The sequence below is a fragment of the Halomicrobium zhouii genome (genome assembly GCF_900114435.1).
In the GTDB taxonomy this organism is placed as follows: Archaea; Halobacteriota; Halobacteria; order Halobacteriales; family Haloarculaceae; genus Halomicrobium; species Halomicrobium zhouii.
The window spans coordinates 12,638-28,024 of record NZ_FOZK01000001.1 but is presented as its reverse complement, the minus strand read 5'-3'; the positions used below and the strand labels follow the sequence as shown (position 1 = coordinate 28,024).

The window sequence follows — 15,387 nt, the reverse complement described above, 5'->3', positions numbered from 1 at the left end:
GCTTACGTCGCGGCGCCGGTGCTCACAGTTCTGTGCAGACGCGAAAAAGAACGCGACGAGACTGGATCACGCAGCCGCGCAGTCGGCGACTGTCGGCTTACTCGACGTGGACGGCGCCTTTCATGCCGGCGGCCTCGTGGGGCGTACAGGAGTAGATGAACGTCCCCGACTCCTCGAAGGTGTGGCTGTAGGTGTGCCCCTCCTCGGAGGCGGTCTCCGCGTCGAGGGGCCCGTCGTCCTGCGAGACGACGTCGTGGCTGCCGCCCTCGCCGGTCCACTCCCAGGTGACGGTGGTCCCGCTGGAGATGGCGATCGCCGCGGGGTCGAACGAGAGCCCGTCGTAGCCGACGAGCACCGTCACCTCGTCCTGGCCGGTCCAGTCGACGGTCTGTTCGTAGTTGTTCGCGCCGTCGAGCCAGCCGTCGTAGTCCGGTTCCTCGTCGAGGTACGACCGCTCGCCGCCGTCGCCGCCGTCGGAGCTGTCGCCACCGTCGCTACCATCGCTGCCGTCGGAGCCGCCCCCACCGTCACCGCCGTCGCCGCCGCCCGAACAGCCGGCCAGGAGCGTGGCCCCGGCGATACCCGTCGCGTACATGAACGTCCGTCGCTCGAAGGTTTTCTCTGACATCACCTGCACCTCCGTCGTCACGGAATAAAGGCCCGTAGCCGATTCCCGAGAACTGGCAGGGGCGGCGAACATGTTCGCCAGAACACCGTCACCGACGCGTGGCGCGCGGCTCAGGTCGCCGCGATGGTCCCGCGCCAGCGGACGAGGACGGCCGCAGCGACGAGGGGGACGGCGACCCACGCGGCCAGCGTGACTGCGAGCAGGCCCGTCGAGAGCCCGGCAGCCGAGAGCACACTGGCGAAGCCGCCGGTCCCGCCGGCGCCGAGTTCACCCAGCACCAGCACCCGGTACACCGACGTGGGGTTCGCCAGGACCAGCGCCGTCACCGCGCCCGCCGAGAGGTCGAACGCGGCCACGACGCCGAGCGCGAGCAGGTCGTGGACGAGGACGAACCAGACCCACGCCAGCAGCGCGGCGCCGAGCGCGTGGGTCTTCTCCCGGACCAGCGTCGACAGCGCAACGGCGACGGCGAGAAACGCCAGCCCGAGCGCGGCCGCCGCCAGCAACAGCGTCGCGAGCGCGGGCACGGTCGACGGGCCGTACTCGGAGACGAGGATGCCCCCCGGGATCAGGAAGCCGAGGGCGACGCCGCCGACGAGGACGACCCCGCGACCGAGCGCCGTCCCGGCGAGGATCCGGGTCCGGGTCACCGGCAGCGCCGAGAGCACCTCCATCCAGCCGCTCTCGGCCGGCCCGACGACGGCGTCGTACCCGTAGGCCAGCGCCGTGAGCGGGACGACGTACACCGCCAGCATCGCGAGACTCGCCGCGGTCCGCTCGAAGCCCGCGGGCCCCGGCGCCGACCCGGCGAACGTCAACACCAGCATCCCGAACGCGGCGAACAGGCCGACAAGGATGACGGCCCAGCGCCGGCGGAGGCCGAGCCGTATCTCCGTGGCCGCGAGCGAGCCGACCTGCCGGGTGGCCAGGGCGGCCCGCGTCCGGAGCCCGCTGGCCGTCGCCGACTCGCTCTCGGAGTTGGTCGCGGTCGCGGCCGTCACCGTCGCGCCACCGTCGGTTTGTGGGTCGCTCTGTGGTTCGGTCATGGCGTGCCCTCCTCCCGGTCCGCGGGAGTGGCGTCTGGCGGTCGCTGGAGGTCGCTGGCGTCCGACGGTCTCTCGGTGCCGCTGCCGGCCGGACCGCCGGCCGCCACCGCCTGTCCGTCGCCGGACTGCCCGTCACCGGTGACGACGGCCTCGAACGTCTCCTCGAGGCCGCTCGTCCCGGCGGTCAGTTCCGATAGCTCGCCCGCCGCGAGCAACTGGCCGTCGTTCAGTATCGCCACGCGGTCACAGAGTCGTTCGACCTCCGCGAGGGCGTGCGAACAGACCAGTACGGTCGCGTCGGTCCGCTCGCTCACGTCCTCGACGATGCGGTGGAACGCGACGACGCCGAGCGGGTCGAGGCCGGCGGTCGGCTCGTCCAGCAGCAACACGTCCGGGTCGGGCAACAGCGCCGTCGCCAGTCCCAGCCGGCGGCCCATTCCGTTCGAGAACCCCTCGACGGGTCGGTCCGCGTCGCCGTCGAGCCCGACGGTCGAGAGGACCGACGCGACGCGCTCGTCCACGTCCGAGAGGCCGCGCACGCGTGCGGTCACCGCCAGGACCTCCCGGGCCGTCAGTTCGGCCGGGAACCCGGCGCGTTCGGGCAGGTAGCCCACGCGCTCGCGGATCTCGGGCCCCGCGGCGGAGACGGTCGTGTCGCCGATGCGGACCGTCCCGCTGTCGGGCGTCTCGTGGCCGATCAGCAGCCTGAACAGCGTCGTCTTGCCGGCCCCGTTCGTCCCGAGCAGGCCGAACGTCGACCCAGACGGGATCGACAGCGTCAGCCCGTCGAGCGCGGTCACGGCGCCGTACGTCCTGGTCACGTCAGTCGTTTCGATGTGCATTGTCTGTGTGGTCGGCGTAGTAGTGCTCCCAGTCGTGGGGCGACTCGACGAGCGGGTGGTGGTCGACGATGCCCGGCGACTCCAGTACCGGGAACGAGTTCTCGGCCATGCGGACCGCGGAGAACGCCGGGCTCTCCGCGAAGACGCCCGCCTGCGGGTGGTCGTGGAGCACCTGTTCGACGGTGCCGGCGGGCCGGTGGCGTAGCTCGCTGACGCCGTCGCCGGACCGGTCGGCGGTCCGGGCGTCCGACCAGTAGTTGCCCTCGTGGGTTCCGTTCCACGCGACGACGGCGTCGTTGGTCGAGAACGCCTGCAGGTCGTTGTGGACGAAGCTGTTGTTGACGACGGTCTGGTCGGTCGACCCGGCCGTGGAGTGGACGCCCACGGTGTTCTCCATCACCAGGTTGGACTCGATCCGGTTGTCCTGGCCGTTGGAGGCGAACAGGCCGTGCTCGTTGCCGGCCAGCACGTTCCCGCGGATGGTGGTGTCCTCGACGTCCTTGACGAGGATGCCGTGGCCGCTGCCGCCGTCGTTGTCGACGGCCCTGTTGTCGACGATCCGCAGGTTCTCGCTGACCATCAGCGCGTAGCCCACGTCGTTGTCGAACGCGAGGTTGTCGGCAAGCAGGTTGTCGTCCGAGTACATGTAGTGGACGCCGAAGCGCAGGTCCCACATGCGGTTGTCCGTCGCCTCGACCCCCTCGGCCCAGGAGAAGTAGATGCCGTCCCGGACCCGGGTGATGTCGTTGCCGCGGACGACGACGTCCTCGGTCTCCCAGAGGTTGATCCCGTTGCCGCGCTCGGCGTGAGACCGGACCTCCTCGCGACCGACGATGGTGCTGTTCTCGATAGTGACGCCGTCGACGCCGTCGACCCACACGCCGAAGGTGACCTCGGTGAGTCGCACCGAGTCGAGCGTCGCGTCGGTGCCGTTGACGAAGACGCCCGCGTCCTCGGTGTCGGCCTCCCAGCCGGAGTTGTTGATCCAGATCCGTTCGACGGTGACGTTCGGCGCCTCGATGGCGAGCACGTCGCCCTCGCCGCCGCCGTCGATCATCGCGACCGGGTCGCCGCTCTCGGCGGCCCCGTTCCCGGCGGTCCCGGGCCCGGCCGCCGTGACGGTAACGTTCGCCGTCCGGACGGTCACGTTCTCGTCGAAGCGGCCCGACAGCCGGACGGTGTCACCGGGGTCGGCCACGTCGACGGCCGCCTGGACGGAGCCGTACTCGGTCCCGTCGACGGTCGCGACGCCGTCGTCATCGGGCGCCTCGAAGGCGTCCGGGTCCGGCACGTCGGCGTCGACGGTGACCGCGTCGGTGTCGGTGCCGGACGTCTGCTGCGGGGCGGCGGCCGCACCGGCGGCCGCCACGACGAGCACGAACGCGGTCAGCGCGACGTACAGCCGACCCAGTCGCACGGCTCAGTCACCTCCCGGTGCGGGCGGGCGATCGTCCGACTCCCCCTTTTCGAACCGCTCGCGAACGAGTCGCGGGAGGTCACCGACCGTGGCACGGCTTCCCCGGCAGAGGTACGCGCCGGCGAGCAACACCACGGCGAGCGCGACCATGTACCCGCCCGGGCCGAACCAGGCGAAGCCGCTGATGTTCGCGACGGCGTAGCCGCCCAGGACCGGGGGCGTGAATCCCTCGACGCCCATGAGTGGCGCGTCCGGGTCCAGCGCGTGGCCGGCCTGGTAGAGCCGGTACTGGATGACGGCGAACATGACCACCAGCACCGACAGGGTGCCGACGAGCTGGGCGGTCAGCCCGAGCCGGAGTTTCCGCTCCGTGGGCGCCAGCGCGACGAACAGGCCGGTCGCCGCCATCGCGAGGAAGGTGACGGGGCCCAGCACCCACTCCGGCGTGCGGATGGCCTTCTCGTGGACCTCGTAGTTGGGCTCAAGCAGGACCGGGTCCGGGTAGTAGAACCCGACGTACTTGTTCAGCGCCTGTACCTCGGCGAAGTCGCCGCCGAGCCGGGGGTAGGCGTACAGTTCCACGACGAGCTCCGTCGTCGGGTACTGGGGTGCCAGGAACGTGATCCGCCACATCGGCACCAGCAGCGCCCCGAGCATGAGCAGCGCCGCCGCTATCGGCAGCGCGCGCCGGAGTTCGGCCATCCGTGCGATCCGTGTCTTGGTCATGAGCAGAGAGGGGGATGGGGCGGGGACTGGTCGGTCAGTCGCTCGGTTCCACGATCAGCCGCGAGCGCATCTCCAGGTGGAGCGCGCTGCAGAAGTACGAACAGTAGGCCCAGTAGACGCCGGGCTGGTCGGCGGTGAAGGTCACCTCGCGGGTGTCCTGTGGCACCAGCGCCAGGTCGATGTCGTACTCGGGGATCGCCATCCCGTGGACGATGTCGCTGGTCGTCTCGACGTTCGTCGCCGTGATGGTGACCTCGTCGCCCTCCTGGACGCGGATCTCGGGGAAGGCGTACTCGTTGCGCTTGACGTAGGTCTTCACGTGGACCGTCGAGTCGTCGATCCGCTCGACCTCGGCGCTGTCCTCGTCGACGTACTCGGCGTCGTAGTCCTCGGGGTCGTACACGTCCGCGGGTTCGATCTTGTCCGCGGCGACGATGGAGGCGTCGTGGGGCTCCGGGAACGACGGCTTGTCCTTGATGAGTTCCATCCCGCCCTCGTCGTCGCCGATGTAGATCAGCTGGTCGTTCTCGGGCTTGAGCGGCCCAACGTTGAGGAATCGGTCCTTCGAGAGCTTGTTCAGCGAGATGAGGTAGTCGCCCGCCGGGTCCGCGGTGTACGATTCGGAGGCGATGAGGTGGCCGGGGTTGTAGTGGACGTCGATCTTCTCGACGATAGGGTCCTCGCTGCCTTCCTCGGCGTCGACCGCTGCCTCGATGTCCCACTTGGCGACCTGCGAGTCGATGAACAGGGTCGTGTAGGCGTGCCCGCGACCGTCGTAGGCCGTGTGCAGCGGCCCCATCCCGACCCGCGGCCGGCCGACGATGGCGTCGGCTGGGTCGTCGACCTCCGGTAGCTGCTCGATGTCGATGACCGCGCAGGTGGGGTCGAGTTTCCCGCTGGCGATGGCGTACTTCCCGTCGGGAGTGACGCTGACTCCGTGGGGGCTCTTCGGCGTCGGGACGTACTTCACGATCGGCCGGTCGCCCTGGTTGAGCGGGCTCTCTCGCGTGCCGTCGACGACGGGGACGCCGTTGATCTCCTCGTAGTCGCCGGCCTCGACGGCTTCTTCGATGGCGGGCACGTCGAAGGCCTTCACCCAGTCGCGGTCCGACTTGGTCATCTCCGCCTCGGTCGTCCCGTGTTCGCTGTTGTACCCGGTCGTGAAGAACCAGCGGCCCTCCTTGCCCCCGTCGCCGTTGTCCATGTTCCCGTCGACGGCTACCTCCCACTCGACGTTCATCGACTCGGGGTCGATGGCGGCGATGGTCGAGGAGTACGCCTCGGGGTCGTCCAGGTCGCGACCGTCGTTCTGCATCGGGACGCGGAACTCGCCGACGCCGAAGACGTACTTGGTGTCCGGGAGGAGACAGCAGGCGCCGTGGGTGCCCTGCTGGTTCGGGATGTCGACGATGGCGTCCGTCTCGAAGTACTTCAGGTCGATGCGGGCCATCCGGCCGTTTGCCTTGTCGTTGACGAACGCCCAGCGGCCGTCGTAGTCGTTGTCCGTCTGGGAGACGCGCGGGTGGTGCGTGTCACCCCAGCGGTAGTCGCCGCCCTCGTTCGCCAGCATCTCGCTGGTCCGGTTGTCGTGCCCGTAGCCCGTCGCGCTCTCCTCGTTGAACACCGGGACGCGCATGAGCTCGCGCATCGAGGGGATGCCCAGGATGCGGATTTCGCCGGAGTGACCGCCGCTGAGAATCCCGTAGTACTGGTCGAGTTCGCCTGGGCCGACGTGGTGCTCGCCCTTCCCGCCCGTCCCGGTCCCCTGGCCGCCCGCCCCACCGTCGCCGCCGTCGAGGACGCCCAGACAGCCGGCCGAGGCGCTCACGGCGCCGAGCGCCCCCGCAGCCTTCATGAAGTCCCGCCGGTCGACGGACAGCCGCGGCAGTTCGAGCGAGGTTCCCTCGCCGGCTTCGTCCCCGTCACGCTCCCCGCGGAGCGCGTCGAGTTCCTGTTCGTGCTCCGCGATCGAATCGTCGGTGTTTGCGGTCATTGTTGTGGTGTGTCCGGTCGGTGAACCGTTCTACAGCCGAAGCTACCGGGATCGTACGTATACCCTCGCCGGGGATTCTCGGGCGGCTGGAAGCAGGCCGAACCCGTTCGACCGTTTATTTAGGGCCCGGCCCGCGGCCCCCCGTCGGACTCCGCCGACGGCCGTCGATCGCTCCCGCAGACGCGGTACCGACCGCTCGGAGTCCGCGCACGCGCAGCAATCGCTGTATCGGCGCCGGATTGTTCGATCGCCGCCGGATTCTCAGTTTGTGGGAGCGCTTCTCCCGTTTCGGGAACCCGCTATGCGCTTCAAGAGGTATCCCTGCCAACTACCACCTGTAAGAGGGACCAACCTATGGCAACCAACACCCGACGACTCGGCGCGGAACTGTTCGGTCGCGAGACCGAGTTCGACTACGCGGAAAACAGGATCGGCTACGCCATCCTCGCGCTCCGCGTCACGATGGGCTGGGTCCTGCTCCAGGGCGGGGTCACGAAGCTGATCACCTACCTGGACGCCGACCCGGCGAACAACTGGACGGCGGCGGGCTACCTGGCCAACGCCATCCCCGAGGGCAACCCCCTGGGTGACCTGTGGCTGACGATGGCCGGCAACCCCCTCGTCGACGTCCTGGTCATGTGGGGCCTGACCCTCACGGGTCTGGGACTCATCCTGGGCGCGTTCGTCCGCTGGAACGCGTTCTGGGGCGCCGTCATGATGCTCATGTTCTGGGCCGCGGCGCTGGAAGGCGGCCTCATGGCCGGTCTCCCCATCGCCCACGGCTGGGTCGTCGACGACCACCTCGTCTACGCCGCCCTGCTGTTCGGCCTGGGCGCCATCGGCGCGGGCCGCATCCTCGGCCTCGACGCCTACCTGGAGGACCTCGACGTCGTCCAGAACAACGCCTGGCTCCGCTACCTGATGGGGTAGCAGGCCGGCGATAGCTGCCTGATGCACCACTGCGGTATTCTGTCACCACTCTTCCGAGACCTCTTCGTGATAGCGCTTGCCCCGTTCGTACGTCTCACGGAGGTCGGCGAGCGGCGTCGGCGACGCGTCGACGCGGAGGTCGTCGTACCACTCGTGGGCCAGCGGTGCGTCGGGGTCCACGACCTTGATCGCCGCACTGCTGGCCTCCGACTTCCGTTTATCCCCGCCGGCCTCGTCCCCGGCCTCCAGTGCGTCGAGTAGCCGCTCCGCAAGTAGTCGCGACTGATCAGCTTCTTCGTACGTTTCGGCGACCGCGTCGACCACCTCCTCGCGGACGAGGAAGTTCCCGGCGACGCTGTAGTGCTCGCCACTCCGGTGAGACACGCAGTCCCAATCGTACCCGTCGTCAGTCGGGTCAGTCACCGCTTCGCCGTGGTGGACGAACGAACTGTCCGCATCGAGGGCATGGATCTGCAAGGTATCGGCGTTGCCCGCGTCGGCGAGGATGTCCGGAAGGAGGTCGTCGACTGAGCGCCCGTTGGCGAGTTCGTCGAGCGCTCGTGGCCCGAGATCGCCCTGCGTGAGCGCCTGGGTCGCCACGGCGCCGTCCTCGCTGACGAACGGCGTGAACACGCCGATGGTCGGGTTGGCCGTCGTGACGCCGACGGCGAAGCGAAAAGGGCCGCCCTCGTTCTCAGAGAGCGACTCACGAACGCAGATGCTGAACGTCATGACCAACCTGCTCGCACAGGATTCAAAAACGCGCGGATCTCGTGACACGAAGGCCATCGGATCCGTGAGCTACAAACCCATTCGCCGCCCACCGACGACCGTGTCGCCGACCGTGCCGCCGTTCCCCGATTCCGACGACCGGCTCGTCCTCGCCGAGTCCTGCGAGCGCTGTCCGAACCTCGTCGAGAGCCGCGAGTGCATCTCCTGGGGGAACGGCCCGCTCGACGCCGAGGTGATGGTCGTCGGCGAGGCCCCCGGTGAGGGTGAGCCAGACGTCCCTCAGTGGCAGGGTGGCAACTGGACGGGGATGTCCTACACCAATCGGCGCTCAGGAAAGAAGATTCGGACCCTGCTCGCCGACGCGGGCTACGGCCACGACGACTGTTTCTTCTCCGCCGCCGTCCGGTGTCACCCCGAGGGAAACCGCGATCCCACCGCGGCGGAACTGGACGAGTGCCGTCCCTTCCTTCGGGAGGAGATCGAGACGATAGCACCGCGAGCCGTCGTCACGACGGGCAAGCACGCCACAGAGAGCGTTCTGGCGATCGAGGACGAGGCCATCGACGGGTTTCTGGACAGCGTGCTCGACCCGAAACGATGCCCTTCGCTGGACGCGACCGTCGTGCCGATTCTCCACCCCTCCTATCAGGAGGTGTGGATCTCGCGGCTGGGCTACGACCGCGAGGCGTACGTCGCCGAGATTCGGGAGACGCTGGCCGCAGTCGACACCCAGGAATGGGAGTAGTCTCTGTTTTGTTTTTGCCGTCGGCAGTGACCACTTTCATCGCAAGTGGCGATAGGTGGTAGCCGAACCGATCCTGTCAATAGAACACGGTGTATTCGAGGTATACATACGGGTGCCAAGATATGCGGAAACGACAAACTATCACGGTGGCGGCGGCTGTGATGTACGCTGTCGGTATGCTCGCGTACGTTCACCTGGCGTTGCCGACGAACCCACCGGCCGATTCGATTGGAATGACCGTGTTAGTACTCGGAGGCCAGGCCGCTGGGATGATACTGCTCAGCGGCGGCCCGATTTACTTGCTGCTCCGCTTGCGGCTCGTCTCACCCGTCGTTTTCGCCGGTCTGTGTACGGCACTCAGTATCACCGACCTGTTCGACGGCGGGGAGTTCACCGTGCTGTACGTTGGCTGGTGGTTCTTCTTCGTGGCGCCACTCGCATTCTTTGCCGTGGTCGAATCTGTCCTGCGTGCGTGGTTCGAGTTCTTCTCTCTCGAACCGCTCGTGTAGTCCTCCGGAGTATCGCGGGAAGTTTTGTGGACATCCGTTTGCCTGTCAGATCGTCACGCCAATCCACGATCTCACTGATGCTGTGGCCATGGCCTACACGTCCGCGTCGTCCAGCCAGCCCTGGGCCGCCGCCTTCACCGCGCCCGTCGTCGAGCCGACGTTGAGTATCTGGTAGCCGTTCTGGGCCTTCTCGTTGGCGTCGTCCATCCCGAACGCGAGGTTGCCGACCGGGACGCCGGCGTCGACGGCCTTCGACCGGGCGGTCTCGACGGCCTCCTCCACCTCGGGGTGGTCGGCCTCGCCGGGGTGGCCCAGCGCGACCGAGAGGTCGAGCGGGCCGAGGAAGACGAATCCGAGTTCGGGGACGTCGAGGATGGCGTCGAGGTCGTCCATCGCCGCCTGGTTCTCGATGGTGACGCCGACCATCACCGCCTCGTCCTCCGTGGCGGCGTAGTCCTCGGCCTGGCCCCAGCGGCTGGCGCGCGGGTTCGCCATCCCGCGCCGGCCTGGTTCGTCGCCCACCTCGAAGTGGGCGGCGCTGATGGCTCGCTCGACGTCCTCGACGTCCTCGACCTGGGAGATGAAGAGGTTGCGCACGCCCACGTCGAGGCACTTCCGGACCATGCTGGGACTCGCCGCCGGGACGCGGACGAGCAGTTCGGTGCCGGTTCCTTCGGCGGCCCGGAGCAGGTTCTCCAGGGCGTCGCCGTCGCGGGGACTCGGCCCGCCGTGTTCGAGGTCGATCCAGACGAAGTCCATCCCGAGGTCGCCGTACAGCTCGACGAGGTTCGGACTGTACGCGCTGTCGAGGACGCCGAGCGCGACGTCGCCCGATTCGACGGTCTCGCGGAGGCCGTTGGTTCGGTGAGCGTTCACCATACAGACACGTCGGGCCTGGCGTGGAAAAGGGCACGGGCGGCACACTGGTCGCGACCCGGTGACCCGGCGACCAGCCTTCCTCACCATTAAAGCCGGCGCCCGCCCCAGCGAAGCCATGGACGAGATGGAGGGCGTCTGCGTCGAGGACTGCACCCGCTGCGAGGCGCTGGTCGCCTCGCGCTCGCGCATCGTGAACGGCGCGGGGCCCGCGGACGCCGACTTGCTGTTCGTCGGCGAGGCGCCCGGTGCGCGGGAGGACGAGCGCGGCGAACCGTTCGTCGGCCGCAGCGGCGACGTGCTCGACGACGCGCTGCGGAACGCCCGCCTCGACCGCGGCGACGTCCGGATCACCAACTGCGTGCGCTGCCGGCCGCCGGACAACCGCGACCCGAGTACGGAGGAACTGGCCAACTGCCGGGGCTACCTCGAGACCGAGATAGACCGCGTCGACCCGGAGATCGTCGTCACGCTCGGGAAGGTCCCCGCCGAGCACCTGCTCCAGCGCGACGTGGCCGTGACCGCCGAGGCGGGCGACGTCGTCGACGTCGAAATCGAGGGCACCCGCCGGCAGGTCCTGCTCTGCGTCCACCCCGCGGCGACGCTGTACGACCGGAGCCAGGAGGACACCTTCGTCGACACCATCGAAAAAGCGGCGGACTACACCGACGCCGAGAGCGGCCAGTCGCGGCTCGGCGACTGGTAGGTCGGCGCCGGCACGTCGACCGGTGGGGGTCGCGACCGGGTCACCGAGCGAAACTTACACTTACAGTGACAAGATTGCACATGGCAACCCTCACCGACGGCGTGTTCTCGATCCCGACCGACGGCGTCGCGCTGGAGGGCGAACTTGTCGTGCCTGCGGGTGCGTCGGGCCTCGTCGCGTTCGCCCACGGCAGCGGGAGCAGTCGCCACAGTCCGCGAAACAACGCCGTCGCCGCGTCGCTGCGCGACCGGGGACTGGGGACGCTGCTGTTCGACCTGCTCACCGAGGCGGAGGACCGGGACAGGGCGAACCGCTTCGACGTCACGCTCCTGACTGACCGGCTCGTCGCCGCGACGGCGTGGCTCCGCGACCGCGCCGACGTCGGGGGGCTCCCGGTCGGCTACTTCGGATCGAGCACCGGCGCGGCGGCCGCGATCCGCGCGGCGGTCCGGGTCGAACCCGGTGTCGGGGCCCTCGTCTCTCGCGGCGGCCGCGTCGACATGGCCGAATCGGTGCTCGGGGAGGTCGAGGCGCCGACGCTGTTCGTCGTCGGTGGGGACGACGCGGACGTGCTCGCGCTCAACCGGGAGGCCCACGCCCAGCTACGGTGCGAGGCGGCGCTTCACGTCGTCGAGGGCGCCGGCCACCTGTTCGCGGGCCCCGGCGAACTGGAGGAGGTGGCCGCCGTCGCTGGCGAGTGGTTCGTCGACCACCTGCGGTGAGCGGGCCGCCAATCTCGCTGCAAGCCGAAGCGTCTTAGCCCGCCACCGACAACCCACGACCATGGCAACGAAACAGACCGCCGCCGAGGTGGTCGTCGTCGACTACGGACTGGGGAACCTCCGTAGCGTCACGCGCGGGCTCGAACGCGCCGACGCCGCCGTCGAGGTGTCGGCCGACCCCGCCGACCTCGACGCGGCGGACGGCGTCGTCCTCCCCGGCGTCGGCGCCTTCAGCGAGGGGATGGACAACGCCGGGCCGTTCCGCGACGTCCTCGCCGAGCAGGCCGCCGACGGCAAGCCCCTGTTCGGCATCTGCCTCGGGATGCAGATGCTCCTGACCACCAGCGAGGAGGCCGAGCGCGAGGGCCAGGGCGACGTCGAGGGCCTGGACCTCATCCCCGGCACCAACGTCCGCTTCGCCCAGGGCCAGAAGATTCCCCACATGGGCTGGAACGAACTCGACGTCCGGCGCGACCACCCGCTCGTGGAGGGTGTGGACGGCGAGCACGCCTACTTCGTCCACTCTTACTACGCCGAACCCGAGGACGAGAACGCGGTCGTGACGACGACCGACTACGAGGTGGAGTTCCCCTCCATCGTCGCCAACGAGGCTGGCAACGTCTTCGGCACGCAGTTCCACCCCGAGAAGAGCGGTGAGACTGGTCTGCAGATCCTGCGCAACTTCGTCGAGATTTGCGCTGACTGGTGAGGATTTCTTCCGACAGCCCAGGCTCAGGCCCGGTTTCTGGGTTCGTTTCACGTCGACAGCTATTACTCAGTTGCTGATCCTCTCTTGACCAATCGGCCCCTGATGGTATCTGGTCGACGCACTTACCTCTCGACCCTCGCTGGCGCCGTGGTCGCCAGCGCCGGGTGTATGCGCCTCTCATCGACCGAGACCGAGCAGTGGACGCCGAACCCAGACCGCTTGCGGTGGCGCTACTGGGCGGGCAATCGAGTTTCATCGTCGCCGGCCCTGCACGGTGGCAGTCTCTACGTCGGAAGCCACGATGGCGGTCTCCGGTCACTGGATCCGGCAACGGGCGAACTCATCTGGAATTTCGAGACGGGTGACGAAATCTGGTCAGACCCTGCCGTCGACGGTGAGACCATATATGTCGGTAGCCGCGACGCCAACTTCTATGCAGTCGCTGCCGATGGAACCGAACGCTGGCGTTTCGAAACCGGCGACGAAATATTCAGTGATCCGGCTGTCGCTGAGGGATCTGTATTCTTTGGCAGTCACGACGACAACGTCTACGCAGTCGATCTTGACTCTGGGGATGAGCAATGGGCGCATTCGATGGCACACGACGCTGGGGCGGGACCGGCGGTATACGACGGGGTCGTCTACGTCGGCAGTAGTGACAATTCAATCTACGCCCTCGATGCCGCCGATGGCGAGTCACTGTGGACCTACGAAACCGGAGACAGCATTTTCAAATCGCCCGCCATTAGTGGTGATCGCGTCTTTATTGGGTCGAAGGACGGCATCCTCTACGCGCTGGACCGGCACAACGGCGACCTGTACTGGTCACTAGAGACGGATCTCGACATCAACTGTGCGCCCGTCGTCTGGAACGACACCGTCTACACCGGCAACTATCTGGGCGTCCTCTACGCCGTCGACGCCGAGACGGGCGAGGTGCGCTGGACGAGTGAGAAGCCAGAGGGGCCGCTCAACGGTGACCCGGCTCTCGTCGACGGCGTCCTGTACATCGGCGACCGGCCTGGGTTCCTCCGCGCGTTCGACGCCGAGACCGGCGAGCAACTGTGGAAATACGAGACCGGAAACGCCGTCCAGTCGAAACCCGTCGTCACCGACGACACCGTCTACTTCGGGAGCAACGACGGGTACGTGTACGCCATCGAGCGGTGATCCCTGGCCGCTCCGAGATGGACCAGTTCGAAGCGAATCCAGGCGGCGGCCTCGAATTGTCTGGCGATTACTTTGCCTCCGCTCCTAGCGGTGACCACCGGATCAACTACCGGCGCTGTTGTCACTCTCAGCAGTTGATCGGAGTCGTGTGCTGCATACAGTGGGTGTATCCAGCACGCATCGCAGGTGACAACCGGGCTGATCGGGAACGATCTCGACCGCTACTGCCCGGAGCGAAACAATTCGGGTTTCGAACGGACCTCGTACAAACTACCGGAAAGGGTGTTGTTCGACTCACGTTACTGTCAGCATTACACCACCGAGATAAAATCAGCCGTCCGCTACACGCCGATAACGCCACCATTACTAAGGTGTCATTACTGAAATAGTTAGGCAATACACACGTATGAAAAGAAGTTCCGTCGTAGTCCCGTCGGCGACCGCGACCAGTTCCGTCGCGTTCCACCGCTCCCTCGGCCGGCGCGGGATACGCACGATAGCCGTCTCGGAAACCGAGGACGACCCGGCGTTTCGGTCCCGCTACTGTGACGAGTCAGTGGTAGTACCTGACCCGGCCGAGGACATCACTGACTACAAGGATGCGCTGTTAGCCCTGGCGGCGCGTCCGGACGTCGAGACGATCGTTCCCCTGCGCGAGGAAGACATCTACGTCCTCTCGAAGTACCGGGCCGCGTTCGGCGAGCACGTCGCCACTCCCTGGCCGTCGTTCGAGACGCTTCGCACGGCTCACGACCGGGATCGCCTGTTCGCCGCTGCGCGAGAGGCCGGCGTCTCCGTCCCCGAGACCCAGCCGATAGACGACGTCGACGACTGGAGCAGGGAGCTCGTCGTGAAATCCAGGTTCGCGCTGCTGGCGGACGAGTACGTCCCGGAACGCCTGAACGACGAGATCGTCGACGGCGGGAGCGCGACGTTTCTCCGGCCGAACGAGCGCCCCGACGTCGAAGCGCTGAAATCCGAGTTCAAGCACGAACCGCACGTTCAGAAGTATCTCAGAGGCACCGAGTACTCGCTCGGCGTCCTGTACGAGGACGGCGAACCAGTGGTCGAGACCCAGAAGCGGGTCATCCGGGGAGAGCACTACTACTGTGGCCCGAGCGTCTACCACGAGTCGGTCGACATCCCGGAACTCGAAGCGGTCGGGCGCGACCTCCTCACGCACCTCGGCTGGCACGGACCTGCCGACGTCGACATCATTCGGGACGAAGAGACCGGTGAGTACAAACTGCTCGAGATAAACCCCCGGTTCTGGGCGACTGTCCAGATGGAGATCCACGCCGGTTTCGATTTCCCCTACTACTACTGGAACCTGGCACGAGACGAACCAGTTCAGGCGATTCCGACGGCCGAGGCAGGTGTCACGTCGCACTTTCTCCTCGGCGAACTCTCGTACCTCACGAGCATCCTGACCGAGGATCATCCCCTCTGTACTCGCCCTTCAGCGCCCTCCGAAGCGTTGGAAATCGGCAAATCGGTGCTCCGAGACCGGCGGTCCGACCTCCTGACTTTCGACGATCCCCGTCCGTTCGTCACCTGTCTCGCGAACGAGGTGCGCGGCATAACGTAACTCGTCGAGCACTCTTCGGAGTCCTGGAGCGGCAGGAACCGTGCACCG

General features: G+C 67.5%; 16 protein-coding genes. 8 read left to right on the top strand and 8 right to left on the bottom strand.

Features of this window, described 5'->3' with window-relative positions; genetic code table 11:
• Positions 1–97 precede the first annotated feature (97 nt).
• The 6 genes from BM337_RS00135 to nosZ form a co-directional block, all read right to left on the bottom strand.
• Positions 98–628, bottom strand: a complete 531-nt coding sequence (locus BM337_RS00135) for a halocyanin domain-containing protein (protein ID WP_177227092.1) — start codon at positions 626–628, stop codon at positions 98–100.
• Between the two features lie 110 nt (positions 629–738).
• Positions 739–1,674, bottom strand: a complete 936-nt coding sequence (locus BM337_RS00130) for an ABC transporter permease (RefSeq protein WP_089812716.1) — start codon at positions 1,672–1,674, stop codon at positions 739–741.
• On the bottom strand, positions 1,671–2,516 hold the full coding sequence (locus tag BM337_RS00125; protein WP_089812714.1) for an ABC transporter ATP-binding protein: 846 nt from the start codon (positions 2,514–2,516) through the stop codon (positions 1,671–1,673). The genes BM337_RS00130 and BM337_RS00125 overlap by 4 nt, the downstream gene beginning before the upstream one ends.
• Positions 2,497–3,933: a nitrous oxide reductase family maturation protein NosD gene (gene nosD, locus BM337_RS00120; RefSeq protein WP_218155499.1), complete on the bottom strand. Its 1,437-nt coding sequence runs from the start codon at positions 3,931–3,933 to the stop codon at positions 2,497–2,499. Before nosD ends, BM337_RS00125 begins: the two co-directional genes overlap by 20 nt.
• Before the next feature lie 3 nt (positions 3,934–3,936).
• Entirely contained in the window at positions 3,937–4,659 is a 723-nt protein-coding gene (locus BM337_RS00115) for a hypothetical protein (RefSeq protein WP_218155498.1), read from the bottom strand.
• Between the two features lie 34 nt (positions 4,660–4,693).
• On the bottom strand, positions 4,694–6,652 hold the full coding sequence (gene nosZ, locus BM337_RS00110; RefSeq protein WP_089812712.1) for a TAT-dependent nitrous-oxide reductase: 1,959 nt from the start codon (positions 6,650–6,652) through the stop codon (positions 4,694–4,696).
• 354 nt (positions 6,653–7,006) lie between these two features.
• Here nosZ and BM337_RS00105 point away from each other — a divergent pair, with 354 nt between their 5' ends.
• The gene (locus BM337_RS00105; protein WP_089812710.1) at positions 7,007–7,582 is read left to right on the top strand and encodes a DoxX family membrane protein; all 576 of its coding nucleotides are present in this window, start codon (positions 7,007–7,009) and stop codon (positions 7,580–7,582) included.
• A gap of 42 nt (positions 7,583–7,624) precedes the next feature.
• Here the strand turns inward: BM337_RS00105 and BM337_RS00100 are convergent, their stop codons facing one another.
• Positions 7,625–8,314, bottom strand: coding sequence for a DUF1028 domain-containing protein (locus BM337_RS00100; protein WP_089812708.1), 690 nt, complete (start codon positions 8,312–8,314; stop codon positions 7,625–7,627).
• A 112-nt stretch (positions 8,315–8,426) separates the two neighbouring features.
• Between BM337_RS00100 and BM337_RS00095 the strand changes: the two genes are divergently transcribed.
• Together BM337_RS00095 and BM337_RS00090 are read left to right on the top strand one after the other, a co-directional pair.
• Positions 8,427–9,059, top strand: a complete 633-nt coding sequence (locus BM337_RS00095) for a uracil-DNA glycosylase (protein WP_089815459.1) — start codon at positions 8,427–8,429, stop codon at positions 9,057–9,059.
• A gap of 158 nt (positions 9,060–9,217) precedes the next feature.
• Positions 9,218–9,568, top strand: a complete 351-nt coding sequence (locus BM337_RS00090) for a hypothetical protein (RefSeq protein WP_177227091.1) — start codon at positions 9,218–9,220, stop codon at positions 9,566–9,568.
• Positions 9,569–9,661: 93 nt separating this feature from the next.
• On the opposite strand, the gene BM337_RS00085 is transcribed toward BM337_RS00090, so the two are convergent.
• Positions 9,662–10,447, bottom strand: coding sequence for an HpcH/HpaI aldolase family protein (locus tag BM337_RS00085; RefSeq protein WP_089812704.1), 786 nt, complete (start codon positions 10,445–10,447; stop codon positions 9,662–9,664).
• Between the two features lie 115 nt (positions 10,448–10,562).
• Here BM337_RS00085 and BM337_RS00080 point away from each other — a divergent pair, with 115 nt between their 5' ends.
• The 5 genes from BM337_RS00080 (at position 10,563) to BM337_RS00060 (ending at position 15,339) form a co-directional block, all read left to right on the top strand.
• Positions 10,563–11,150: a uracil-DNA glycosylase gene (locus BM337_RS00080; RefSeq protein WP_089812703.1), complete on the top strand. Its 588-nt coding sequence runs from the start codon at positions 10,563–10,565 to the stop codon at positions 11,148–11,150.
• Positions 11,151–11,230: 80 nt separating this feature from the next.
• Positions 11,231–11,872 carry a dienelactone hydrolase family protein gene (locus BM337_RS00075; RefSeq protein WP_089812700.1) on the top strand — a complete coding sequence of 214 codons (642 nt, stop codon included), beginning with the start codon at positions 11,231–11,233 and terminating at the stop codon, positions 11,870–11,872.
• 61 nt (positions 11,873–11,933) lie between these two features.
• Positions 11,934–12,581, top strand: a complete 648-nt coding sequence (gene hisH / locus BM337_RS00070; protein ID WP_089812698.1) for an imidazole glycerol phosphate synthase subunit HisH — start codon at positions 11,934–11,936, stop codon at positions 12,579–12,581.
• 102 nt (positions 12,582–12,683) lie between these two features.
• Positions 12,684–13,751, top strand: a complete 1,068-nt coding sequence (locus BM337_RS21835; protein ID WP_089812696.1) for an outer membrane protein assembly factor BamB family protein — start codon at positions 12,684–12,686, stop codon at positions 13,749–13,751.
• 406 nt (positions 13,752–14,157) lie between these two features.
• Positions 14,158–15,339: a carboxylate--amine ligase gene (locus BM337_RS00060; protein ID WP_089812695.1), complete on the top strand. Its 1,182-nt coding sequence runs from the start codon at positions 14,158–14,160 to the stop codon at positions 15,337–15,339.
• Positions 15,340–15,387 lie beyond the last annotated feature (48 nt).